Raw genomic sequence first — 22,887 nt, forward strand, 5'->3', positions numbered from 1 at the left:
CCGCTTTCAAGGCGCGCGGGGTTTTCCCAGGGTTAACCCGGAGCCGTGGGGGCCGCGGCGGGCAGGGCCGGCAGCACCAGGGTCGCGCACAGGCCGCGCCCGCCCTCGCCCGGGGCCAGGCGCAGTTCGCCGCCGTGGCGCTGCGCCACGGTGCGCACGAAGGCCAGCCCCAGGCCCGAGCCCGGCACCGCGTGCGCGCGCTGGCCGCGGAAGAAGCGCTCGCCCAGGCGCGCGAGCTCCTCGGGCGGCAGGCCGGGCCCGTCGTCGACCACGGCGATGTGCACCCGGGCCGGCGCGCCCGCGCGCGGCTGCTCGCGCAGGTGCACCGTCACGCGCGTGCCCGCGCCGGTGTGGCGGATGGCGTTCTGCAGCAGGTTGCCCAGGGCCTCGCGCAGCAGGTCGGCATCGGCCAGCACGGGCATGGCGCGCTCGGGCGCATCCAGCCCCAGGTCCACGCCCTGCTCGCGCGCGGCGCTCCAGGCCTCGCGCGTGGTGGCCTCGGCCAGGCGCAGCGCGTCCACCGGCTGCAAAGCGAGCGGCGCTTCGTCGGCGCGCGCCAGGGCGAGCAGCTGGTTGGTCTGCTGGATGGTGCGGTCGAGCTGCTGGCGGATGGTGCCCAGCGCCTCGCGCTGGCGCACCGGGTCGGGCTCGCGCTGCGCGTAGGCCACCTGCGTGGACAGCGTGGCCAGCGGCGTGCGCAACTGGTGCGAGGCGTCGTCCACGAAACGCCGGCGCGCCTCGGCCTGCTCGCGGCTGCGGCCGATGTGGTGGTTCACCGCGTGCACCAGCGGCAGCACCTCGGCGGGCACGCCCTCGGGGTCCATGGGCGTGAGATCGCCCGGTGCGCGCGCCTCGACCTCCTGCCGGAAACGGTTGAGCGGGCTCATGGCCCAGGCGATGCTGGCCACCAGCAGGCCGCTGGCGAGCAGCATGAGCAGCAGGTCGCGCGCGAGCGTGCGCAGCAGCAGCGCGCGCCGGAAGTCGTGCCGCGCCTCCAGCGTCTCGGCCACCTGCACGATCACGCGCTGCGGCGCCTGCGCGCCGGCCACGGGCGTGCGCAGCTCGCGCGCGTAGCTGCCCACGCGCACGGCCTGGCCGAAGTACTCGCCTTCGTGGAACTGCGGCTTGTCGGTCTCCAGCGGCTGCGGCGGCAGCGGCAGGTCGGGGCTGCCGATCTCCACCAGGCCGTCTTCGGTGGCCACGCGGTAGAACACCTGGCCCTGGGCGGTGAGCTCGAAGAATTCGAGCATGCGGTAGGGCAGCTCCACACCCAGGCCGCCGCTGGCGGTGGAGATGCTCGAATCGATCGACTTCACCGCGCCCAGCAGCGAGCGGTCGTAGGCGGCGTCGGCGGCGTCGCTGGCGGTGCGCCACGACAGCCACAGCTCGGCGCTGGCCACCACCAGCATGCCCGGCACCAGCAGCATCAGCAGCAGGCGGCGGATGCTCACCAGCGGCCAGCGCGGGCGTTTCATGCCACGGCCTCGAGCAGGTAGCCCAGGCCGCGCAGCGTGGTCACGCGCACCGGCGTGCCTTCGAGCCGCTTGCGGATGCGGTGGATCAGCACCTCGATCGCCTCGGGGTGCACGTCCTGCTCGTCTGAGAACACGCGTTCGAGCAGCTCGCGCTTGGACAGCGGCTCGCCGGGGTGCTGGATGAGCGCGCGCAGCACCGCGTGCTCGCGCGGCGTGAGGTTGAGCGGCTCGTGCTGCAGCCGGAATTGCTTGGACGCGCTGTCGTACACCAGCGGCCCGCAGGCGAAGCGCGGGTGCTCCTGCCCGCGCGAGCGGCGGATCAGCGCGGTGAGCCGGGCCTCGAGCTCGGCCACGTCGAAGGGCTTGGCGAGGAAGTCGTCGGCGCCCGCGTGCAGGCAGTCCACGCGCTCGTTGAGCGTGTCGCGCGCGGTGAGGATCAGCACCGGCAGCCGGTGATCGGCCTCGCGCAGGTCGGCGAGCACGTCGTGCCCGTCGAGCCCGGGCAGACCGAGGTCGAGGATCAGCGCGTCGTAGCGCGTGGCCTTGAGGCTGCGGCGCACGAGGCGGCCGTCGTTGACCCAGTCGACCTGGAAGTCGTTCTGGGCCAGGGCCTTCACGAGCCAGGTCGCGAGGTCGGTTTCGTCTTCGGCGAGCAGGATGCGCATGGGAGGATCGGTGGGCGCGGGGACGGGGCGCTTCAGCCCTGCAGCGCACGCTGCGCCGCGTTCTCGGCCTCGATGGCCTGCCCGAAGGATGCCAGACCGATCTGGTTGAGCACCCGCTTGAAGCGGCCCGCGACCGCCGGGTCGAGCTGCGCCAGGCGCTCGCTGGTGCGCTGCGCTTCGGCCGCCAGGGCCTCGTCGGGCACCACCTGCCACACCAGGCCCCAGGCCTGCGCCTGCGCGGCGCTGAAGGGCTCGCCGAGCAGCATCAGGCCCTTGGCGCGCGCCAGGCCCGCGTAGGCCGGCAGCGTGGCGCTGAGGCCGCCGGTGACGAACACGCCCAGCGAGGCCTCGGGCAGCTTGAAACGCGTGCCCTCGGCCGCCACCACGATGTCGGCGTTGAGCATCCACTCGAGCCCGGCGCCCACGGTCCAGCCGTGCACCGCGGCCACCACGGGCTTGGGCAGCGCCACGAGCGCCTGCGACACGGCCTGCACCAGCACCAGGTCGTCCTCGGTGGGCGGTGCGCTCACGTCGCGCCCGGCGCAGAACGCGCGGCCCGCGCCGCGCAGCAGCAGCACCCGCACCGCGGGATCGGCCTCGGCCACGGCGATGGCCGCGAGCAGCGCGCGCGCGAGCCCGTTGTCGATGGCGTTGAGCTTGTCGGGGCGGTGGAGGGTGAGGGTCATCACGCCGCCCTGGGTGTCGATCAGCAGCCGGTCGTCGTTCATGGTCGTGTCCATCCCCCGCCCAGCGCGCCGACGAGCGCCATGCTCGCCGCCAGCCGCTGGGCCTGCACGTCGAGCGCCGCGCGGCGCGCCGCGAGCGCGGTGTTCTGCGCGGTGGCCACTTCGAGAAAGCCGATCTCGCCGGCTTCGTAGCGGTCGATCACCACGCGCTCGTTCTGGTTCGCGAGTTCCACCAGGCGCTGCTGCTGGCGGTCCTGCGCGGTGAGGCTGGCCAGCTGCGCCAGCGCGTCTTCGGTTTCGCGCACCGCCGCGAGCACGCCCGCGCGCCAGGCCGCGGCCTGTTCGTCGTAGGCCGCGGTGCTGAAGGCCTCGTTGGCGCGGCGTGCGCCGCCGTCGAACAGCGTGGCCGCGAGCTGCGGGCCCAGCGACCACACGCGCGCGGGCGCGTCGACCAGCCGCGCGAGGCTGCCGGCCTGCAGGCTGCCGCTGGCCGAGAGCGTGAGATCGGGCAGCCAGGCGCGCTGCGCGAGGCCCACGCGCGCGTGGGCCGCGGCCAGCAGGCGGTCGGCCGCGGCGAGGTCGGGCCGGCGGCGCAGCAGCCCGGCGGGCACGGCGGCGGGCGCGGGTGGCACCGCGGGCAAGGCGGCCTCGCGCACCGGCACCGGGAAATCGGCCGGCGTGCTGCCCGCGAGCAGCGCGAGCGCGTTGGCTTCGAGCGCGCGCTGGCGCTGCAGCGTGAACACCTGCGTGCGCAGCGACTGCAGTTGCGTCTCGGCCTGGATCACGTCGGCGCGCGCGACCAGGCCGGCCTCGTACTGCAGCTGGGTGATCTGCAGCGAGCGCGCGAAGGCCTGGTCGGCCTGCGCGAACAGCGCGGCCTGCGCGTCGAGCGCGCGCAGGCGCACATAGCCCTGCGCGGCCGCGAGCTGCAGCGCGAGCCGCGCGGCATCGACCAGCGCGGCCTGCGCGTCGGCGCTCGCGCTGGCGGCCTGGCGCTGCAGCGCCACGCGGCCCCAGAGGTCGGGCGTCCACGAGAGGTCGAGCCCGGCGCTGTAGAGGCTGCGCGTGCCGCCCGCGCTGTTGAGGCCCGAGGCCGCGCCGCCGCTGCTGCCGCTGCGCGTGGCCGCTGCGCCCGCGCCGAGCTGCGGCCAGGCCAGGGCCCTTGCCGCGTCCACCTGCGCGAGCGCCTGGCGGTAGCGCGCCTCGGCCTGCGCGAGCTCGGGGTTGGCCTGGGCCACGCGGCGCAGCAGGCGGTCGAGCTCGGGGTCGCCATACGCCAGCCACCACGCGGGGTCGATGGGGGCCTCAGCGGCCTTCGCGGCCTCGGCGGCCGCGGGCGCGGCATGCTGGAAGGCCACAGGCAGCGCGGCATCGGGCGCGCGGTGCGCGCCGGGATTGCTCGCGCAGGCCGCGAGTGCCAGGAGCGGGGCCAGCAGCAGCGCGCGTCGCAGCGGGGGCATGGGAGACAGGTCAGGCATGGCGGGCAACGGCGGTGTCCGACGGCGCGCGCCACAGGCGCTGGCGCAGGCGTTCGAGCATCAGGTAGACCACAGGCGTGGTGTAGAGCGTGAGCAGCTGGCTCACCGCGAGGCCGCCGATGATGGCGATGCCCAGCGGGCGGCGCAGCTCCGAGCCCTCGCCCAGGCCCAGCACCAGCGGCACCGCGCCGAGCAGCGCCGCCAGGTTGGTCATGAGGATGGGGCGCAGGCGGCGCAGCGCGGCGTCGTGGATGGCCTCGCGCGGCGCGAGCGCGCGCTCGCGCTGCGCGGCGAGCGCGAAGTCGATCATCAGGATGGCGTTCTTCATCACCACGCCCAGCAGCAGGAACAGGCCGAGCAGCGCGATCAGGCTGAACTCGGTGTCGGACACGCGCAGCGCCAGCAGGGCGCCCACGCCGGCCGAGGGCAGCGTGGACAGGATGGTGAGCGGGTGCAGCAGGCTTTCGTAGAGCATGCCCAGCACCAGGTACACGGTGACCAGCACCGCCAGGATCAGCCAGGGCTGGCGCTTGAGCGTGGCCTGCAGGCTGTTGGGGTCGCTCGCGCGCTCGCCGGTGGAAATGCTGGTGGGCATGACCAGGCCATTCACCGCGCGCTCGATCGCCTGCTGCGCCTGCTGCAGGCTCACACCGGGCGCGAGACCGTAGCTGATGCCGGCGGACGCGAACTGCGCGTCGTGCTGCACACGGTCGCGCGTGAGGCCGTAGCGCCAGGTGGCGATGGCGCTCAGCGGCACGCGCTGGCCCGCGGCGTTGAGGATGTCCACCGTCTCGAGCGCGCTCGGCTCGCTGTGGCCGCGCGGGTCGGCCTCCATCACCACGCGGTACTGGTTGAGCGGGTCGTAGAGCGTGGCCACCTGGCGCTGCGAGAAGGCGTTGTTGAGCGCGGTGGTCACGGTGTTCATGTCCACGCCGAGGCGGCGCGCGGCCTCGCGGTCCACCTGCAGCGTCACCTGCTGCGCGTCTTCGCCGGCGCCGAAGTCCACGTCGGCCAGCTCGGGCAGCGCGCGCAGGGCCTCGCCCACGGGGCGGGTCCAGCGGCGCAGGTCCTGCAGCGAGTCGGAGCGCATCACGAACAGGTACTCGTTGTCGCCGCCGCCGCTGGCCAGGCGAATGTCCTGGTCGACCGAGACGAACAGCACCCCGCCGGCGATCCTGGGCGCGCTCGCGCGCAGCCGCGCCACCACGGCCGACGCGCTCTCGCGCCGCTCGGCCAGCGGCTTCAGGCGGATGCGGAACCACGAGTTGCTGGTGCCGGTGCGCCCGCCGCTCACGCCGGTCACGTCGGCCACCGCGGGGTCGGCCACGAGCAGGCGTCGGTAGGCCTCGACCTTGGGCTGCATGCCCTGGAAGGAGAAGCCGTCGTCGCCGCGCACGAAGCCGCTGAGCTGCCCGGTGTCCTGCTGCGGCAGCATGCCCTTGGGGATGGCCACGTAGAGCCACACGTTGAGCGCCACCGTGGCGCCGAGCAGCAGCAGCGTGAGCCAGGGGTGGCGCAGCGCAAAGCCCAGGCTGCGCGCGTAGCCCGATTGCACGTCGGCCAGCAGCGTGGCGAAGAAGCGCGCCAGCGGCCCGGGCGGGCGCGGCGCGCCACCCGCGGGCAGGCCGTGCGCGCACAGCGCGGGCGTGAGCGTGACCGACACCGCGAGCGAGATCAGCATGGCCGCCACCAGCGTGATCGCGAACTCGCGGAACAGGCGCTCGACCACGCCGCCCATGAACAGGGTGGAGATGAACACCACGATCAGCGCGAGGTTCATGGCCAGCAGCGTGAAGCCGACCTCGCCCGCGCCGGCGAGCGCGGCGCGCCACACCGTGCGCCGGCCGATCTCGCGCCGGCCCGCGGCGGCCAGCGCGGCGCGCGCGCGTTCGAGGTGGCGCTGGATGTTCTCGAGCACCACGATGGCGTCGTCCACCACCAGGCCCGCGGCCACGATCAGCGCCATCACCGAGAGGTTGTTGAGCGAGAAGCCCTGCCACCACATGACCACGAGCGCGCCCACCAGCGACACCGGCAGCGCGAGCGCGGGGATCAGCGCGGTGCGCAGGTTGGCCAGGAAGGCCCAGACCACGGCCATCACCAGCACGCACGAGAGCATGAGGGCGAAGCGCGCTTCGCGCAGCGTGGCGCGGATGCCGGGCGAGCGGTCCATCACCACGCGCAGCTCGGTGTCGGCCGGCAGCAGCGCGCGCAGCTGCGGCAGCTGCTCGTGGATGGCGTCGATGGTCTGCACGATGTTCGCGCCGGGCCGCCGGCTCACCAGCAGCACCACCGCGGGCCGGTCGTTGTGGTAGCCCGCGGTGTAGCGGTTTTCCACCGAGTCGCTGACCTCGGCCACGTCGGCCAGGCGCACCAGCGCGCCGCCCTCGTTGCGCACCACGAGCTGCGCAAAATCGGCCGCGCTGCGCAGCGGCGCGGGCAGCGCGATCTGCCAGCGCCGATCGTTCGCCTCCACCTGGCCGAAGGGCCGCCAGGCGTTGGCGTCGGCGATGGCGCGGCGCACGTCGTCGAGCGCCATGCCGCGGTGCGCGAGCGCCTCGGGCTTGACCTGCACGCGCACCGCGGGCAGCGAGGAGCCGTCCACCGTGACCTCGCCCACGCCCACGATCTGCGCGATCTTCTGCGCCAGCACGGTGGACGCGTTGTCGTACAGCGCCGACGAGGGCAGCCGCGGCGACGACAGCGCGAGCGCCATGATGGGCGCCTGCGAGGGGTTGACCTTGACGAAGGTCGGGTTGCCCGGCATGCCCGAGGGCAGCTGGCCGCGCGAGGCGTTGATGGCGGCCTGCACTTCGCGCGCGGCGTCGTCGATGTCGCGCGCGAGGTCGAACTGCAGCGTGATGTTGGTGCTGCCCTGGTTGCTGTTGGAGCGGATGCTGGTGACGCCCGCGATGGCGCCGAGCGCGCGCTCCAGCGGCGCGGCCACGGTGGCCGCCATGCTCTCGGGGCTGGCGCCGGGCAGGCTGGCGCGCACCTGGATCACGGGGAAGTCCACGCGCGGCAGTGGCGACACCGGCAGCAGCCGCAGCGCCAGCAGGCCCGCGAGCACGATGGCAACCGCCAGCATGACGCTGCCCACGGGACGGCGGATGAAGAAGCGGGCCAGGGCGTGCATGGCGGCGGCGCGGGGTTCAGGCGGCGGGGGCGGCCGCGCGGCGGCGCGCGAGGCGGTCGAACGCCAGGTACACCACCGGCGTGGTGAACAGCGTGAGCACCTGGCTCACGATCAGACCACCCACCATCACGATGCCCAGCGGCTGGCGCAGCTCGGCGCCCGAGCCGCTGGCCAGCATCAGCGGCACCGCGCCGAACAGCGCGGCCAGCGTGGTCATGAGGATGGGGCGAAAGCGCAGCAGCGCGGCGCGGTGGATGGCCTCGCGCGGCGACAGGCCCAGGCGGCGCTGCGCGTCGAGCGCGAAGTCGACCATCATGATGCCGTTCTTCTTCACCAGACCGATCAGCAGCACGATGCCGATCACCGCGATCAGGTCGAGCGGGCGGCCCGCGAGCAGCAGCGCCGCGAGCGCGCCCACAGTGGCCGAGGGCAGCGTGGACAGGATGGTGAGCGGGTGGATGGCGCTTTCGTAGAGCATGCCCAGCACCAGGTACATCACCACCACCGCCGCCAGGATCAGCCACAGCGTGTTGGCCAGCGAGCTGCGAAAGCCCTCGGCCGCGCCCTGGAAGCGCAGCTCCACCGCGAGCGGCAGCGCGATCTGGCGCTGCACGGTTTCGATCGCGGCCACGGCCTCGCCGAGCGAATGGCCGGGCGCGAGGTTGAACGACAGCGTGACCGCGGGGAACTGGCCCTGGTGGTCGATGGCCAGCGGCGCGCGCTTTTCCACCGCGCGCGCCACGGCCGACAGCGGCACGGGCCGCGCGTCGGCGCCGCCCGCGGCGGGCCGCACGTACACGCCTTCGAGCGCGGCCAGGCCGCCGCGCGCGGCGTCGTCGCTCTCCAGCACCACGCGGTACTGGCTGGCGTGCGTGAACAGCGTGCTCACCTGGCGCTGGCCGAAGGCGCTCTGCAGGGCCGAGGCGATGTCGCCCATGCGCAGGCCCAGGCGTGCGGCGGCGTCGCGGTCGATCTCGAGGTAGGCCTGCAGGCCTTCCTGCTGCAGGTTGCTCGCCACGTCGGCGAGCTCGGGGCGCTCGGCCAGCGCGGCCAGCAGGCGCCCGGTCCACTCGGCCAGCAGCGCGCTGTCGGGCGAGCTGAGCGTGAACTGGTACTGGGTGCGGCTGATGCGGTCTTCCAGGCCCAGCTCCTGCACCGGCTGGAACCAGGCGCTGATGCCCTGCACGCCGCGCGCGCGCTCGCGCAGCCGCTCGATGAGTTCGCCCGCCGAGACCGAGCGCTGCGCGTGCGGCGCGAGCGTGATCAGCATGCGGCCGCTGTTGAGCGTGGCGTTGCTGCCGTCCACGCCGATGTAGGACGCCACGCTCTGCACCGGCGCCTCGTCGAGCAGGGCGCGCGCCAGCGCCTGCTGGCGCTCGGCCATGGCGGCAAACGACACGCTCTGCGGCGCTTCGGTGACGACCTGGATCGCGCCCGCGTCCTGCACCGGGAAGAAGCCCTTGGGCACCACGAGGTAGAGCAGCGCCGTGAGCACCAGCGTGGCCACCATGGCCAGCAGCGCGAGCGGCTGGCGCTGCAGCACCCAGCCCAGGGCCTGGTCGTAGCGGTCGATGATGCCGCTGAGCCAGTCGCGCCGGCCCTCGGCGTGCGCGGGCGCGGCGGTGAGCATGCGCGCGGCCATCATGGGCGTGAGCGTGAGCGAGACCAGCAGCGAGATGCCGATGGCCACCGCGAGCGTGACCGCGAACTCGTGGAACAGCCGGCCCACCACGTCGGCCATGAACAGCAGCGGGATCAGCACCGCCACCAGCGACACGGTGAGCGAGACCAGGGTGAAACCGATCTCGCTCGCGCCCTTGAGCGCGGCCTCGAGCGGGCCCGCGCCCTCTTCGCGGTGGCGCGCGATGTTCTCCAGCATCACGATGGCGTCGTCGACCACGAAGCCGGTGGCGATGGTGAGCGCCATGAGCGAGAGGTTGTTGAGCGAGTAGCCCAGCATCAGCATGGCCGCGAAGGTGCCCACCAGCGACAGCGGCACCGCCACGCTGGGGATGAGGGTGGCGGGCAGCGTGCGCAGGAAGACGAAGGTCACGGCCACCACCAGCGCGATGGCGAACAGCAGCTCTTTCTGCACGTCGCGCACCGAGGCGCGGATGCTCTCGGTGCGGTCGGACACCACCTGCACCTTCACGTTGGCCGGCAGCGTGGCGGTGAGCTGCGGCAGCAGCGCGCGCACCTGGTTGGCCACCGCGATCACGTTGGCGCCGGGCTGGCGCTGGATGTTGAGCAGCACCGCGGGCGCGAGGCCGCAGCCGCCGGTCTGGCCCTCGGCGCAGGCCATGCCGGCCCAGGCCGCGAGGAAGCGGTCTTCGGCGCCCTCTTCCACGCGCGCCACGTCGCCCAGGCGCAGCGGCGCGCCGTCGCGCCAGGCCACGATCAGGCGGCGGTACTCGGCCACGGTGCGCAGCTGGTCGTTGGCATCGAGCAGGGTGCTGCGCAGCGCACCGTCGAAGCTGCCCTTGGGCTGGTTGTTGTTGGCCGCGGCGATGGCCGTGCGCAGCTCTTCGAGCGTGAGCCCGTTGGCCGCGAGCGCGCGGCCGTTGGCCTGCACGCGGATGGCGGGCCGCTGGCCGCCGGCCAGGCTCACCAGGCCCACGCCGGGCAGGCGCGAGATCTGGCCCGCCATGCGCGTGTCCACCAGGTCGACCACGCGCGGCAGCGGCAGGCCTTCGGAGCTGATGGCCAGCGTGAGGATGGGCACGTCGGCCGGGTTGACCTTGCGGTAGATCGGCGGCGCGGGCAGGTCGTTGGGCAGCAGGCTGTTGGCGCTTTGCAGCGCGGCCTGCACGTCCTGCTCGGCCACGCCGAGGTCGACCTCGAGCGCGAAGCGCAGCGTGATCACCGAGGCCCCGCCCGAGCTGGTGGACGACATCTGCGCCAGGCCGGGGATCTGGCCCAGCCGGCGCTCCAGCGGCGCGGTGACGGTGCGCGCGGTCACGTCGGGGCTGGCGCCGGGCTGGAAGGTGAACACCTGGATCACCGGGTAGTCCACCTGCGGCAGCGCCGACACCGGCAGCTGGCGCCAGGCGAGCAGGCCCGCGATGAGCACCGCGAGCATCAGCAGCGAGGTCGCCACCGGCCGCAGGATGAAAGGGCGCGAGAGCGAGATCGGGGCGGCGGCGGCCATGGGCGGCACCCGGTCAGCGTGGCGCGGCGGCGTCGGGCGCGAGCGGCGAGCTGGCGGGCAGTTCGGTGGCCGCCACCACGTTCACCGCGCGGCCGTCTTCGAGCCGGTCCAGGCCTTCGAGCACCACGGGCTCGCCCGCGGCCAGGCCCTTGAGCACCACGGTGCGGCCACCGCTGGCGGGGCCGAGCTGCAGTTCGCGCACGCGCGCCTTGCCCTCGGCGATCACGTACACGTAGCTGCCGCGCGAGCCGTGCTGCACCGCGTCGGTGGGCACGGTGACGGCGCCGGGCAACTGGCGCAGCGACAGGCGCACGTTGACGAACTGGTTGGGGAACAGCGCGTCGTCGGCGTTCTCGAAGCGCGCCTTCAGGCGCAGCGTGGCGGTGGCGGCGTCGATCTGGTTGTCCAGCGTGTCGAGCCGGCCCGCGGCCAGGCGGCTGCGGTTCTCGCGGTCCCAGGCCTCCACGCGCGGCGCGGCCTGGCCGGTGGCGGCGTGCGCGGCGCGCACCTCGGGCACCTGGGGCTCGGGCACGCTGAACAGCACCGCCACGGGCTGGGTCTGGGTGATGGTGAACAGGCCGTTGGCGTCGTTGGCCGAGATCAGGTTGCCCGCGTCCACGCGGCGCAGGCCCACACGCCCCGCGATCGGCGCGGTGATGCGCGTGTACGAGAGCTGCAGCTTCGCGTTGTCCACCTGCGCCTGGTCGGCCTGCAGGGTGCCGCGCAGCTGCTGCACCAGCGCGGCCTGGCGGTCGAGCTGCTGGCGCGCGATGGCGTCGCGCTGGAACAGGCCCTGGTAGCGCGCGAGCTCGCTCTCGGCGTTGCGCAACTGGGCCAGGTTCTGCTGCTGCTGGCCCTGGGCCTGCGAGAGCGCCACGCGCAGCGGCTCGGGGTCGATCTCGGCCAGCAGCTGGCCGCGCTGCACGCGCTCGCCTTCGCGCACCAGCACGCGCGCGAGCTGGCCGTCGACGCGGCTGCGCACGGTCACGGTGTTGTAGGGCGCCACCGTGCCCACCGCGCGCGCCTGCACGGTGAAGTCTTCGGTGCGCGCGGCCTCCACGCGCACGGCCACGGGCCCGCGCCAGGCGCTGGGCGTGGCCGGCGGCTGCGGCGGCGGGCGCAGCAGGAACCACCACGCCGCCGTGCCCACGGCCGCCAGCAGCACCAGCCAGAACAGGCCGCGCAGCCAGGGGCGGCGCGGGCCGGGCGCGGAGGAGCGGTCGGGATCGGACATGGGTTGGAGGCTGGCGCGGAAGGGGCGGACAGGCAAGGGTGGAAACGCCACGGTGGCGCAACCCGAGCGGGCGGGGACGGGGGCCTGCGGGGCCGCGGCGATGATAAAGACCCGCCATTACCCCAGCGGGCCACCCCCACATCGCGCGGCGCCGGCCGGCCGGGGCTCAGGGCTCACACGGATCGCCCTCGCCGGGCTTGCCCAGGTCCACCAGCGGGATCACCGCCGCCGCGGGGCCCGCGACCGCGCCCAGCGCGATCGCGCCCGCGATGCGGCCCGCGAGGCGGCGGCCTTCGATGCCCACCTGCGGCCGGCCCAGCGTGCCCGTGACGGTCACCGGCGTGCGCAGCGACAGCGGCGTCCAGTCCTTGGGCTGGGTCACCACGCGCAGCGCCAGCGATTCGTCGCGCAGGTTCACGCGGCCGCCCAGGCGCACGGTGCTGTCGCGGTTGTCGAGCACGGCCAGGCGCGGCTCCACCACGCCGTTGCGCGCCACCAGGTCGAAGCGCGCGCAGCGCAGCGGCAGCGGGTCGTCGCCGCGCACGAACACGCCCAGGGCCTGCGCGAGGTCCAGGCCCAGGCCTTCGGTGACCAGGTGCGAGACCGTGCCATCGCGCAGCCGCAGGTCGATCGGGCCGTCGAGCGAGCCCAGGATGTCAGCGGTGGACGCGCCGCGCCCGCTCAGGTCGAGCCGGGCCTGCAGCACGCCCGTGAGGTAGGGGTCGGCATTGCCCTGGCCCTGGCCTTGGCCGTTGCGGCGCAGGCCCTTCACCCAGTCGGCCAGGTTCACGCCGGCCACGTCGAGCGTGGCGCGCCAGGCCGCGGGCTCGGCGGTGCTGTCGAGCTGGGTCATGCCCTGGAAGCGCCCGCCCGAGACCGAGGCGCGCAGTTCGTCGAGCCGCAGCACGCCGGCCTGCAGCCGCACCTGGGTCTGCAGGCCGCGCAGCGGGGCCATGGCGTCGGTGCCGAAGTCCACGCGGTCGATGGCCACGCGCACGTCGGCGTCCATGGCCTTGAGCGAGGGCAGGTCGAAGCGGCGCTGCGGCAGCACGCGGCCCGCGGGCGGCGGGGTCTGGGGCCGCGCCGCCGCGGCCGGCGCGCCGATGGCGGGGCCGAGGTCGGCGAACGCGAGCCGGCTGCCGGTGAGCTCGCCCGTGAGCCGGCGCGGCTGCGTGCGCTGGAAGAAGCGCAGATCGCCCGCGAGGCGGCTGCTGCCGATGTGGGCGCGCTCGGCCTGCAGCCGCCACACGCCCGCGTCCTGCGAGAGCCGGCCGCGCAGCTCGAAGGGCGGGGTCTGCGGCAGCGTGAGGCCCAGCGGCCGGCCGACCTCGGCCAGCGAGGGGCCGCTGAAGGCCAGCGCGCCCTGCAGCCGGGGCGTGCCCAGCAGCGCCGCGGCCTGGCCGTCGTACAGCAGCCGCGCGCGGCCCACCGTGCCCTCCACGCGCAGCGGCACCCAGGGCGCGTCGCGCGCGGTGTCGGGGTCGTGCAGCAGCGGCAGCGTGCCGCCGGCGCGCGCCTGCAGGCGCAGGGGCATGGCGCGGTAGCGGCCGTTCAGGCGCGCCTCGGTGCCCGCGCCCGCGCCGTCTTCGGCCTCGCCTTCGCGCGCGCGCAGCGCGATCTGCAGATCGACGTCGGCCACCGGGTCCTGCCAGTCGACCATGCCTTCGCCGATCACGAGCGAGCCGAAGCGCGGCAGGCCGCCGAGCGGCTCGGCCTCGGCCTCGACTGCTTCGGCGCGCGGCGTGCGCGCGCCGATCTGCCAGTTCGCGCGGCCATCGGGCGTGCGCACCAGGCGCGCGTCGAGCGCATCGGCGCGCAGCGCCTGCAGGCGCAGGCGATCGCCCTGCCGCCAGCGCCACACGTCGCCCCAGCGCCAGGCCACGGCGGCGCCGCGCGCATCGAGCAGGTGCGGCGCGCCGAAGCGCGGGTCGGACGCGATGTGCAGGTGCTCCACGGCCAGCCGCGGCTGGCCGATCAGGTGCAGCCGGAAGCGCCCCTGCATCTGCACCGGCACGCCCGCGCTCTGCGTGGCCGCGCGCTCCAGCGGCGCACGCAGAAAGCGCCAGCCGCTCAGCTCGGCCGCCACCACCCCCAGGACCAGCAAGGCGCCGGCCCAGGCCAGGAGGGGGGTGAAGCGCGCGCGTGCCATGGGGGTGGGAGCCCGCCGGGCAAGCGGTGTTCCTGGCGGGATGTGTCGGGATGTAGGCCGCGCCTCACCAGGTCTTCACCAGCGCCCGCCCAGCGCGCGCAGCAGGTCCACGCGGTTGGCGCGTTCGGCCTGGCGCAGGTCCACCAGGCCTTGCTGCGCGCTGGCGAGCTGGCGCTGGGCGTCGAGCAGATCGAGCTGGCTGTTCGCGCCCAGGCGGTAGCCCTGTTCCACCAGGCCCAGGCTGCGCTGCGCGGCCTCGACCTGGGCCTGCTGGGCCGACAGGCGTTCGGCCAGGCCGTCGCGCACCGCGAGCGCGTCGGCCACCTCGCGGAAGGCGGTCTGCAGCGTGGCTTCGTAGCGGGCCAGGGCCTCGCGCCGGCTGGCCTCGCTCGCGTCCACCTGGGCGCGGCGGGCGCCGGCGTCGAACAGCGCGAGATCGAGCTGCGGCACCAGGCTCCACACGCCGCTGCCGCGGCCGAACAGGCCGCCGAGCTCGGCGCTGCGCGTGCCCGCGCTCGCGGTGAGCGTGAGGCGCGGGAACAGCGCGGCGCGCGCGGCGCCCACATCGAAGGCGCTGGCCTGCAGCGCCTGTTCGGCCGCGCGCACGTCGGGCCGCTGCAGCAGCACCTCGGCGGGCAGGCCCGCGGGAATGGCGGGCAGCGCGGTGGCGTCGCCGCGCTCGGGGGCCTCCTGCGCGGCGGGCAGCAGCGCATCGGGCAGCGGCTGGCCGGCGAGCAGTTCGAGCTGTGCGCGCGCCTGCTGCACCGCCACCGCGCTGCGCGCCGCCTCGCCGCGCGCGGCCTCGAACGCGGTGCGCGCGCGGGCGCGGTCCAGGCCCGAGCTCGCACCGCGCTGGTACTGCGCCTCGGAGAGATCGAGCGTGCGCTGCTGGCTTTGCAGGAGCTGCTGCGCCAGCGCCGCGCGCTGCTGCAGCGCCTGCAGGTCGAGCCAGGCGTTCAGGGTCTCGGCCACCAGGCTCAGGCGCGCGCTGCGCTGCGTCTCGGTCTGCGCAAGGTAGCGCGCGAGCGCTGCGCCTTCGAGGCTGCCGAGGCGGTCGAACAGGTCGATCTCCCAGGCCGCGAGGCCCAGGCTCAGGCTGTAGCTGGTGGCGGCGCCGTTCTCGAGCGTGCGCTGGCGCGTGGCCGCGGCCGACACGCCCACCTGGGGCGCGCCCGCGGCGCGCTGGATGCGGTACTGCGCCTGCACGCGCTCGACCGCGGCGGCGCTGGCGCGCAGCGAGCGGTTCTGCGTGAGCGCGATGCCCACCACCTCGCGCAGGCGCGGGTCGTTGATGAAGCCGGCCCAGTCGCGCGCGGCGGCATCGGCCGCGGCGGTGTCGACCGCGGGGGCCGGCGCGCCGGCGCGGAAATCGCTGCGCAGCGGCGGCACGGGGGCCTCGGTGCGCGGCACCAGCGAGCCGCAGCCCGCGAGCAGCGCGGCCGCGGCCAGCGGCGCGGCCAGGGCCTTCACACGCAGCGGCCTCATTGGAATACCCTCCGTGCTGCGCACTGCGGGGCTGAACGCCTTGGGAGCGGCCCGGCGGCGTTCATGCCCCCACCTCCTGCCCCGCGGCGGGGGCGGCGCGGCGCGCCGAGAAACGCCGCCGCACCCACAGGTAGAACAGCGGCACGAAGAAGATGCCCAGCGCCGTGGCGCTGGCCATGCCGCCGAGCACGCCGACGCCGATGGCGCGCTGCGAGCCCGAGCCCGCGCCGGTGGCCAGGGCCAGCGGCAGCACACCCATCATGAAGGCCAGCGAGGTCATGAGGATGGGGCGCAGCCGCTGCCGGCTGGCCTTGAGCGTGGCGTCGAGCAGGCCCATGCCCTGGTCCACCAGCGACTGCGCGAACTCCACGATGAGGATGGCGTTCTTGGCCGCCAGCCCCACGGTGGTGAGCAGGCCGACCTGGAAGAACACGTCGTTGCTCTGGCCGCCGATGTGGTGCGCGAGCAGCGCGCCCACGATGCCCAGCGGCACCACCAGCATCACGCTGAAGGGCACCGACCAGCTCTCGTAGAGCGCGGCCAGGCACAGGAAGATGAACAGCACCGAGATGGCGTAGAGCATGGGCGCCTGGTTGCCCGAGAGCCGCTCCTGGTAGCTGCGGCCCGACCATTCGTAGCCCACGCCGGGCGGCATCTGGCTCAGGACCTGCTCCATCGCGGCCATGGCCGCGCCCGAGCTCACGCCGGGCGCGACGTCGGCCTGGATCTCGTAGGCCGCGCTGCCGTTGTAGCGCACCAGCTGGCGCGGGCCGTTGACCCAGTCGCTGGTGGCGAAGGCACTGAAGGGCACCATGGCGCCTTCGGCGTTGCGCACGTACCAGTGGCGCAGGCTGTCGGGCGCGGCGCGGAAGGCCGCGTCGCCCTGCACCAGCACGCGCTTGACGCGGCCGCGGTCGAGGAAGTCGTTGACGTAGCTGCCGCCGAAGGCGATCGACAGCGTGTCGTTGATGGTGGTGGTGCTCACGCCCAGGGTGCCGGCCTTGTGGTCGTCGATGTGGATCTGCAGCTGCGGCGTTTCGGCCAGGCTGTTGACGCGCGCGCGGTTGAGCTCGGGCCGCTGGTTGGCCGCGGCGAGCAGCTGGTCGCGCGCCTTCGCGAGCGCCTCGCTGCCCACGCCGCCCAGGTCTTGCAGGAAGAGCTGGATGCCCGCGCTGCCGCCCAGGCCGCGCACCGTGGGCGGCTGCACCACGAACACGTCGGCGTCGCGCACGCGGCGCTGCAGTTCGCGGCTGAAGCGCTCGGCGAGCGCGCCCGCGCTCTGGGCCGCCTCGGGGCGCTGGTCCCAGTCGGTCAGGCGGATGAAGCCCTGGCCCGAGCCCTGGTCGCCGCCCGAGCCGCGCACGAAGTTGTAGAAGCGGATCTCGGGCTGGGCCGCGAAGTAGTCCTCGATGTCCTCGGCGATGGCCTCGAGCCGTTCGGCCGTGGCGCCCGGGGCCATGCGCACCTGGAACTGCAGACTGCCCTGGTCTTCGTCGGGCAGGAAGGAAGTGGGCAGCGCCCGGTACAGCAGCACCATGCCCGCAATAACCAGCAGGTACACCACGAAGCTGCGCACGCCGCGCGCGCTGAGCCAGCGCACGCGCTCGACGTAGCGTTCGGTCATGCGCTCGAACCAGCGGTTGAAGCCGCCGAAGGCGCGGCCCAGCACACGGCCGAAGGGCCCGCCCGGGGCCGCGTGTTCGCCCGCGTGCACCGGCTTCAGCAGCGTGGCGCACAGCGCGGGCGACAGGCTCATGGCCACCAGCACCGACAGCACCATGGCACTCACCACCGTGATCGAGAACTGCCGGTAGATGACGCCGGTGGAGCCGCCGAAGAAGGCCATGGGGATGAACACCGCCGACAGCACCACCGCGATGCCCACCAGCGCGCCGCTGATCTCCTTCATGCTGCGGCGCGTGGCCTCGCGCGGGTCCAGGCCCTCTTCGCGCATCAGCCGCTCCACGTTCTCCACCACCACGATGGCGTCGTCCACCAGCAGGCCGATGGCCAGCACCAGGCCGAACATGGTGAGCGAGTTGATGGAGTAGCCCGCCACCGCGAGCACGCCGAAGGTGCCCAGCAGCACCACCGGCACCGCGATCGCGGGGATCAGCGTGGCGCGCAGGTTCTGCATGAACAGGTACATGATGACCACCACCAGCACCATGGCCTCGATCAGCGTCTTCACCACGCCTTCGATGGACACGCTGATGAAGGGCGTGGTGTCGTAGGTCACCGTGGTCTTCATGCCCGGCGGAAAAAAGGGCTCGAGCTCGGCGAGCTTGGCCTTGACCGCGTTGGCCGTGGTGAGCGCGTTGGCGCCGCTGGCCGGGTAGATGGCCATGCCGGCCGCGGTCTGGCCGGTGCTGCGGATGTTGGTGGTGTAGCTGTCGCGGCCGAGCTCCACGCGCGCCACGTCGCCCAGGCGCAGCACCGAGCCGTCGGGCAGCACGCGCAGCACGATGTCGCGGAACTGCTCGGCCGTCTGCAGCTTGGCGCGCGCCGTGACGATGGCGGTGAGCCGCTGGCCCTCGGGCGAGGGCGGCGCGCCGATCTGGCCCGCCGAGACCTCGGTGTTCTGGGCCAGCAGCGCGTTGCGGATGTCGCCCGGCACCAGCGCGTAGCGCTGCAGCCGGGCCGGGTCGAGCCAGATGCGCATGGCGTAGCCGGAGCCGAAGATGTTCACGTCGCCCACGCCCTCGACGCGGCTCACGATGTCCTGCAGCGTGCTCGAGAGGTAGTCGCCGAGGTCGGCCGAGCTCACGGCGGGGTCGTCGCTGGTGAGCGTGACCACCATGAGGAAATCGGTGCCGGCCTTGGTGACGCGCACGCCCTGGGCCTGCACCGCCTGCGGCAGCCGCGAGAGGGACTGCGCCACCTTGTTCTGCACCTGCATCTGCGCGAGGTCGGGGTCGGTGCCGGCGACGAAGCTCAGCTGCGTGCTCGCGGTGCCCGAGGCGTTGCTCGACGACTCGATGGAGAACAGGCCGTCGATGCCCTTGAGGTTCTGCTCGATCACCTGCGTCACCGAGTCCTCGATGGCCTTGGCCGAGGCGCCCGGGTAGCTGGTGTTGACCGAGATGCGCGTGGGCGCGATGTCGGGGTAGCGCTCGAGCGGCAGCGTGAGCACCGCGGCCGCGCCCGCGAGCATGACCACGATGGCCAGCACCCAGGCGAAGATGGGGCGGTCGATGAAAAAGCCGGCCATGCGCTCAGCCCCCCTGCGCCAGCTTCGCGGGCACCGGCGTCACCACCAGATCGGGCCGCGCGCGCTGCAGGCCTTCGACCACCAGGCGTTCGCCGGGCTTGAGGCCTTCGTTGACCAGCCACTGGTTGCCCAGGCTGCGCCCGAGCCCGAGGCGGCGGCGTTCGAGCTTGTTGCCCTCGCCCACCACCCAGGCCGTGGCGTCGCCCGTGGGCGTGCGGCTCACGGCCTGCTGCGGCACCACGATGGCGCTGCGGTTCACGCCCGCGAGCAGCCGCGCGGTGACCACCATGCCGGGCAGCAGGCTGGCGCGCGGGTTGGGCACGCTGGCGCGCAGCGTGACCGCGCCGGTGCCCGGGTCCACGGTCATGCCACTCACCTGCAGCCGCGCGGGCTCGGGGTGCTCGCTGCCGTCTTCGAGCACCAGGCGCAGCTCGCGGCTGCCGCTGCCCGCGTCGAGCTGGCGGCGCAGCGCGAGCATCTCGGCGCTGCCCTGCACGATGTCGACCTGCATCGGGTCGAGCCGCTGCACGGTGGTGAGCGGCTGGGTCTGGCTGGCCGTGACGAGCGCGCCCGCCGTGACCTGCGAGATCTCGACCCGGCCCGCGATGGGCGCGGTGATGCGTGTGCGCGCGAGCTGCACCTGCGCGGCGTTGAGCGCGGCGCGCGCCACGGCCACCTCGGCCTCGGCCTGGCGCAGCGCGGCCGCGCTGTCTTCGGCGGCCTGGCGGCTGATCACGTCGGCCTGCAGCAGTTCGGCGTCGCGCGCGGCCTTGGTGCGCGCCACCGCGAGCTGGGCCTCGGCGCGCTGCAGCGTGGCGGCCGCGCCCGCCCGCTCGGCCTCGAACGCGGCGGCATCGAGCTGGTAGAGCGGCTGGCCCGCGCGCACCGTGCTGCCCTCTTCGAACAGGCGCTTCTGCACGATGCCGCTCACCTGCGGCCGGATCTCGGCCACCTCGCTGGCCGCCAGGCGCCCCGGCAGTTCGAGTTCGAGCGGCGCGTCCTGCGTGGACACCGTGACCACGCCGACCTCGGGCGGCGCGGCCGCGGGCTTCGGGGCGTCGCCGCCCTTGCTGCAGGCGGCCAGGAACATCAGGGCGCTCAGGGCGCCCAGCGTGAGGAGGGAGGGGAGCGTGCGCGGCATGGCGCGCGACTGTGCGCAAGGAATGTGGAGAGAAATTGAAGCGCCCGGGCCAGCAGGGGGTATGGCTTGTCAGGTACACACGGGCGCGACGACCATAGCCCCCATGAGACTGAGCCTGACCGCGCGGCTGTTCACCGCGGTGCTGAGCACCGCGATCGCCGTGGCCTTTGCCATGGGCGTGTTCACGCACGTCAACCTCAACCGCGACTTCCTGGGCTTTCTGAACGAGCAGGAGATCAACCGCCTCGACCAGGCCACGCTGAGCGCGGCCCTGGCCTACCGCGAGAACGGCAACAGCTGGGACTTCACGCGCCTGCAGACGCACCTGGGCGGCTACCTGCTGCGCCGCGGCGTGCCCACCGAGCAGGCCGAGGCGCTCAAGCTCAGCCCGGCCGAGCTCATGGGCGCCACGCGCCGCATGACCCTGCTCGACGCCCAGCGCCGGCGCGTGTTCGGCTACCCCAACCCGTCGACCGACGCGATCGAGCGGCCGATCGAGGTCGACGGCCTCACCGTGGGCTGGATGCTGCTCACGCCGATCGACTCGGTGAGCTCGGGCGCCGAGAAGCGCTTCGCCGACGCGCAGCGCCGCTCGGCCTGGCTGGTGGGCGGCGCGGCCACGCTGCTCGCGGCGGCGGTGGCCTTCTGGGTCTCGCGCCGGCTGCTGCGGCCGGTGCGGCAGGTGGCCGAGGCCACGCACCGGCTCGCGGCCGGCGACTACGCGGCGCGCGTGCCGGTCGACGACCGCGCCGACCGCGAGGCCGACGAGGTCTCGCGCCTGGGCCACGACTTCAACCACCTCGCGCTCACCCTGCAGCGCAACGAGGCCGCGCGGCGCGAGTTCATGGCCGACGTGTCGCACGAGCTGCGCACGCCGCTGGGCGTGCTCAACGGCGAGCTCGAGGCGCTGCAGGACGGCGTGCGCACGCTCGACGCGCAGGCGCTGCGCTCGCTCAAGGGCGAGGTGGCCACGCTGCACAAGCTGGTCGACGACCTCTACGACCTCTCGCTGGCCGACGTGGGCGCGCTCTCGTACCGCAAGGCCGAGCTCGACCTGCGCGAGCTGCTCGCCGACGTGGCCGCGGCCTTCGGCGAGCGCCTGCAGGGCCGCTCGCTGCGGCTGGCGCTCGAGCTGCCGGTCACGCCGCTGCCGCTGTTCGGCGATGCCGGCCGGCTGCAGCAGCTGTTCGCCAACCTGCTGGAGAACAGTTGCCGCTACACCGACGAAGGCGGCGCGGTGCGGCTGGCCGCGCGCACCGAGGGCCGGCAGGTGGTGGTGGACGTGCAGGACAGCGCGCCCGGCGTGCCCGCCGACCAGTTGCCGCGCCTGTTCGAGCGCTTCTTCCGCGCCGAGCCCTCGCGCAGCCGGGCCAGCGGCGGTGCGGGCCTGGGGCTGTCGATCTGCCAGCGCATCGCGCAGGCGCACGACGGAACCATCGAGGCCCGGCCCTCGCCCCTGGGCGGGCTGTGGCTGCGCGTGGCGCTGCCCCTGCCATGAACGGCGTGCTGCTGCCCATGGACCCTGGCCCGGCGCGCGTGCTCGTGGTCGAGGACGAGCCCAAGATGTCGGCCCTGCTCGCCGACTACCTGCGCGCCGCGGGCCACGAGCCCGAGTGCATCACCGACGGCCGGCAGGTGCTCGCGGCCTGGACCGCGCGCCGCCACGACCTGGTGCTGCTCGACCTCATGCTGCCCGGCGTGGACGGGCTCACGCTGTGCACCGAGCTGCGCAAGCTCGGCAGCGTGCCCATCCTCATGCTCACCGCGCGCGCCGACGAAGCCGACCGCCTGCTCGGCCTGGAGATCGGCGCCGACGACTACATCACCAAGAACCCCTTCAGCCCGCGCGAGGTGATGGCGCGTGTGAAGGCCGCGCTGCGCCGCAGCCGCGCCATGAACGGGGCGCTGCAGGACCCGGGCGCCGCCGCGCTGCAGATCGACGCCGAGGCCTGGAGCGCGAGCTGGCGCGGCCATCCCATGGACCTCACGCCGATCGAGTTCCGCCTGCTGCGCGCGCTGGCCAGCCACCCGGGCCGGGTCTACAGCCGCATGCAGCTGCTCGACGCGCTGCACGGCGACGGCCGCGACGTGACCGAGCGCGCGGTGGACAGCCACATCAAGAACCTGCGCCGCAAGCTCGATCAGGCCGGCGCGGGCGCCGAGCGCATCGCCTCGGTCTACGGCATCGGATATCGCTACGAAATGTGAAGCGGGGCGGTCAAGGGTGCCCATTGGGCGCAGACCTGCCTAAGATGTGGCCATGACTGCCATACCTGCCGGGGCTTCGGGGCTTCGCGGGCGTCGCGCTTGAAGACGCCGCTGGCCCGCGCACGGCGCCCCGTGGCCTTTCTGGGCGAGGTGCTGCTGTCGGCCGCGGCCGCGGCCGCGGCGGGTGGCCAGCGCCGCTACCGCCCGCAAGACCTGGTGCGCGTGCTGGCCGACACCAGCGCGCGCGCCGTGCCCATCGTCTGCGTGGTGAACTTCCTCGTGGGCGCGATCCTGGCCTTCGTGGGTGCGGTGCAGCTGGCCAAGTTCGGCGCTGGCATCTTCGTCGCCGACCTCGTGGGCATCGCGCTCGCGCGCGAGATGGCGGCCATCATCACCGCGGTGGTCATCTCGGGCCGCACCGGCGCGGCCTTCGCGGCCGAACTCGCCACCATGCAGACCAACGAGGAGGTGGACGCGCTCGCCGTGCTGGGCCTGCCCGCCATGGACTTCCTGGTGCTGCCGCGCGTGGCCGCGCTGCTGGCGATGATGCCGCTGCTGTTCGTGTTCGCCTGCCTCGCGGGCCTGCTTGGCGGCATGGTGGTGTCGGCCGCCATGCTCGACATCTCGCCCGCGGCCTACCTGGCGCGCACCGCCGACGCGCTCAACTGGACCCACCTGGGCCTGGGCGCAGCCAAGTCGCTGGTGTTCGGCGCGCTGATCGGCATGGTGGGCTGCTACTGGGGCCTTTACGCGCAGCGCAACGCCGCGGGCGTGGGCCGCGCCACCACGGGGGCGGTGGTGACCAGCATCGTGGGCATCATCGTGATCGACGCGGTGTTCGCCTTGTGCGCCAACACGCTGGGGATCTGAG

At 74.1% G+C, this 22,887-nt stretch carries 14 protein-coding genes; 3 read left to right on the top strand and 11 right to left on the bottom strand.

Features of this window, described 5'->3' with window-relative positions; genetic code table 11:
* Positions 1 to 32: 32 nt before the first annotated feature.
* The 11 genes from WDZ95_RS06030 to WDZ95_RS06080 form a co-directional block, all read right to left on the bottom strand.
* Positions 33 to 1,475: a sensor histidine kinase gene (locus tag WDZ95_RS06030; protein ID WP_425776947.1), complete on the bottom strand. Its 1,443-nt coding sequence runs from the start codon at positions 1,473 to 1,475 to the stop codon at positions 33 to 35.
* Positions 1,472 to 2,140 carry a response regulator gene (locus WDZ95_RS06035; protein ID WP_166230011.1) on the bottom strand — a complete coding sequence of 223 codons (669 nt, stop codon included), beginning with the start codon at positions 2,138 to 2,140 and terminating at the stop codon, positions 1,472 to 1,474. Before WDZ95_RS06035 ends, WDZ95_RS06030 begins: the two co-directional genes overlap by 4 nt.
* A gap of 32 nt (positions 2,141 to 2,172) precedes the next feature.
* Positions 2,173 to 2,868, bottom strand: coding sequence for an enoyl-CoA hydratase/isomerase family protein (locus WDZ95_RS06040; RefSeq protein WP_425776949.1), 696 nt, complete (start codon positions 2,866 to 2,868; stop codon positions 2,173 to 2,175).
* Positions 2,865 to 4,286 carry an efflux transporter outer membrane subunit gene (locus tag WDZ95_RS06045; RefSeq protein WP_425776951.1) on the bottom strand — a complete coding sequence of 474 codons (1,422 nt, stop codon included), beginning with the start codon at positions 4,284 to 4,286 and terminating at the stop codon, positions 2,865 to 2,867. Before WDZ95_RS06045 ends, WDZ95_RS06040 begins: the two co-directional genes overlap by 4 nt.
* A 10-nt stretch (positions 4,287 to 4,296) precedes the next feature.
* Complete coding sequence (locus WDZ95_RS06050) at positions 4,297 to 7,440, bottom strand: efflux RND transporter permease subunit (RefSeq protein ID WP_425776953.1); 3,144 nt, start codon at positions 7,438 to 7,440, stop codon at positions 4,297 to 4,299.
* Between the two features lie 16 nt (positions 7,441 to 7,456).
* Positions 7,457 to 10,570, bottom strand: a complete 3,114-nt coding sequence (locus WDZ95_RS06055) for an efflux RND transporter permease subunit (RefSeq protein ID WP_425777261.1) — start codon at positions 10,568 to 10,570, stop codon at positions 7,457 to 7,459.
* Between the two features lie 31 nt (positions 10,571 to 10,601).
* Positions 10,602 to 11,822 carry an efflux RND transporter periplasmic adaptor subunit gene (locus tag WDZ95_RS06060; protein WP_425776955.1) on the bottom strand — a complete coding sequence of 407 codons (1,221 nt, stop codon included), beginning with the start codon at positions 11,820 to 11,822 and terminating at the stop codon, positions 10,602 to 10,604.
* A gap of 166 nt (positions 11,823 to 11,988) precedes the next feature.
* Positions 11,989 to 13,971, bottom strand: a complete 1,983-nt coding sequence (locus WDZ95_RS06065) for an AsmA family protein (protein WP_425776956.1) — start codon at positions 13,969 to 13,971, stop codon at positions 11,989 to 11,991.
* 75 nt (positions 13,972 to 14,046) lie between these two features.
* Positions 14,047 to 15,456 (bottom strand): efflux transporter outer membrane subunit, encoded by a 1,410-nt coding sequence (locus tag WDZ95_RS06070; RefSeq protein ID WP_425776958.1) that lies wholly within the window; start codon positions 15,454 to 15,456, stop codon positions 14,047 to 14,049.
* 61 nt (positions 15,457 to 15,517) lie between these two features.
* Positions 15,518 to 18,667, bottom strand: coding sequence for an efflux RND transporter permease subunit (locus WDZ95_RS06075; protein WP_425776960.1), 3,150 nt, complete (start codon positions 18,665 to 18,667; stop codon positions 15,518 to 15,520).
* A 4-nt stretch (positions 18,668 to 18,671) separates the two neighbouring features.
* Positions 18,672 to 19,808, bottom strand: a complete 1,137-nt coding sequence (locus WDZ95_RS06080; RefSeq protein ID WP_425776962.1) for an efflux RND transporter periplasmic adaptor subunit — start codon at positions 19,806 to 19,808, stop codon at positions 18,672 to 18,674.
* 103 nt (positions 19,809 to 19,911) lie between these two features.
* Between WDZ95_RS06080 and WDZ95_RS06085 the strand changes: the two genes are divergently transcribed.
* The 3 genes from WDZ95_RS06085 (at position 19,912) to WDZ95_RS06095 (ending at position 22,886) form a co-directional block, all read left to right on the top strand.
* Positions 19,912 to 21,306, top strand: a complete 1,395-nt coding sequence (locus tag WDZ95_RS06085; RefSeq protein WP_425776964.1) for an ATP-binding protein — start codon at positions 19,912 to 19,914, stop codon at positions 21,304 to 21,306.
* The gene (locus WDZ95_RS06090; RefSeq protein ID WP_240936440.1) at positions 21,303 to 22,016 is read left to right on the top strand and encodes a response regulator; all 714 of its coding nucleotides are present in this window, start codon (positions 21,303 to 21,305) and stop codon (positions 22,014 to 22,016) included. The genes WDZ95_RS06085 and WDZ95_RS06090 overlap by 4 nt, the downstream gene beginning before the upstream one ends.
* A gap of 99 nt (positions 22,017 to 22,115) precedes the next feature.
* Positions 22,116 to 22,886 carry an MlaE family ABC transporter permease gene (locus tag WDZ95_RS06095; protein WP_425776967.1) on the top strand — a complete coding sequence of 257 codons (771 nt, stop codon included), beginning with the start codon at positions 22,116 to 22,118 and terminating at the stop codon, positions 22,884 to 22,886.
* The last annotated feature ends 1 nt before the right edge of the window (position 22,887 follow it).

The sequence above is a fragment of the Hydrogenophaga sp. T2 genome (genome assembly GCF_049843535.1).
GTDB classification, from domain to species: domain Bacteria; phylum Pseudomonadota; class Gammaproteobacteria; order Burkholderiales; family Burkholderiaceae_C; genus Hydrogenophaga; species Hydrogenophaga crocea.

Bases quoted from the DNA above. Each gene is read 5' to 3' on its own strand.
- WDZ95_RS06030 (WP_425776947.1), bottom strand. From the start codon at position 1,475: ATGAAACGCCCGCGCTGGCCGCTGGTGAGCATCCGCCGCCTGCTGCTG.
- WDZ95_RS06035 (WP_166230011.1), bottom strand. From the start codon at position 2,140: ATGCGCATCCTGCTCGCCGAAGACGAAACCGACCTCGCGACCTGGCTC.
- WDZ95_RS06040 (WP_425776949.1), bottom strand. From the start codon at position 2,868: ATGAACGACGACCGGCTGCTGATCGACACCCAGGGCGGCGTGATGACC.
- WDZ95_RS06045 (WP_425776951.1), bottom strand. From the start codon at position 4,286: ATGCCCCCGCTGCGACGCGCGCTGCTGCTGGCCCCGCTCCTGGCACTC.
- WDZ95_RS06050 (WP_425776953.1), bottom strand. From the start codon at position 7,440: ATGCACGCCCTGGCCCGCTTCTTCATCCGCCGTCCCGTGGGCAGCGTC.
- WDZ95_RS06060 (WP_425776955.1), bottom strand. From the start codon at position 11,822: ATGTCCGATCCCGACCGCTCCTCCGCGCCCGGCCCGCGCCGCCCCTGG.
- WDZ95_RS06065 (WP_425776956.1), bottom strand. From the start codon at position 13,971: ATGGCACGCGCGCGCTTCACCCCCCTCCTGGCCTGGGCCGGCGCCTTG.
- WDZ95_RS06070 (WP_425776958.1), bottom strand. From the start codon at position 15,456: ATGAGGCCGCTGCGTGTGAAGGCCCTGGCCGCGCCGCTGGCCGCGGCC.
- WDZ95_RS06075 (WP_425776960.1), bottom strand. From the start codon at position 18,667: ATGGCCGGCTTTTTCATCGACCGCCCCATCTTCGCCTGGGTGCTGGCC.
- WDZ95_RS06080 (WP_425776962.1), bottom strand. From the start codon at position 19,808: ATGCCGCGCACGCTCCCCTCCCTCCTCACGCTGGGCGCCCTGAGCGCC.
- WDZ95_RS06085 (WP_425776964.1), top strand. From the start codon at position 19,912: ATGAGACTGAGCCTGACCGCGCGGCTGTTCACCGCGGTGCTGAGCACC.
- WDZ95_RS06090 (WP_240936440.1), top strand. From the start codon at position 21,303: ATGAACGGCGTGCTGCTGCCCATGGACCCTGGCCCGGCGCGCGTGCTC.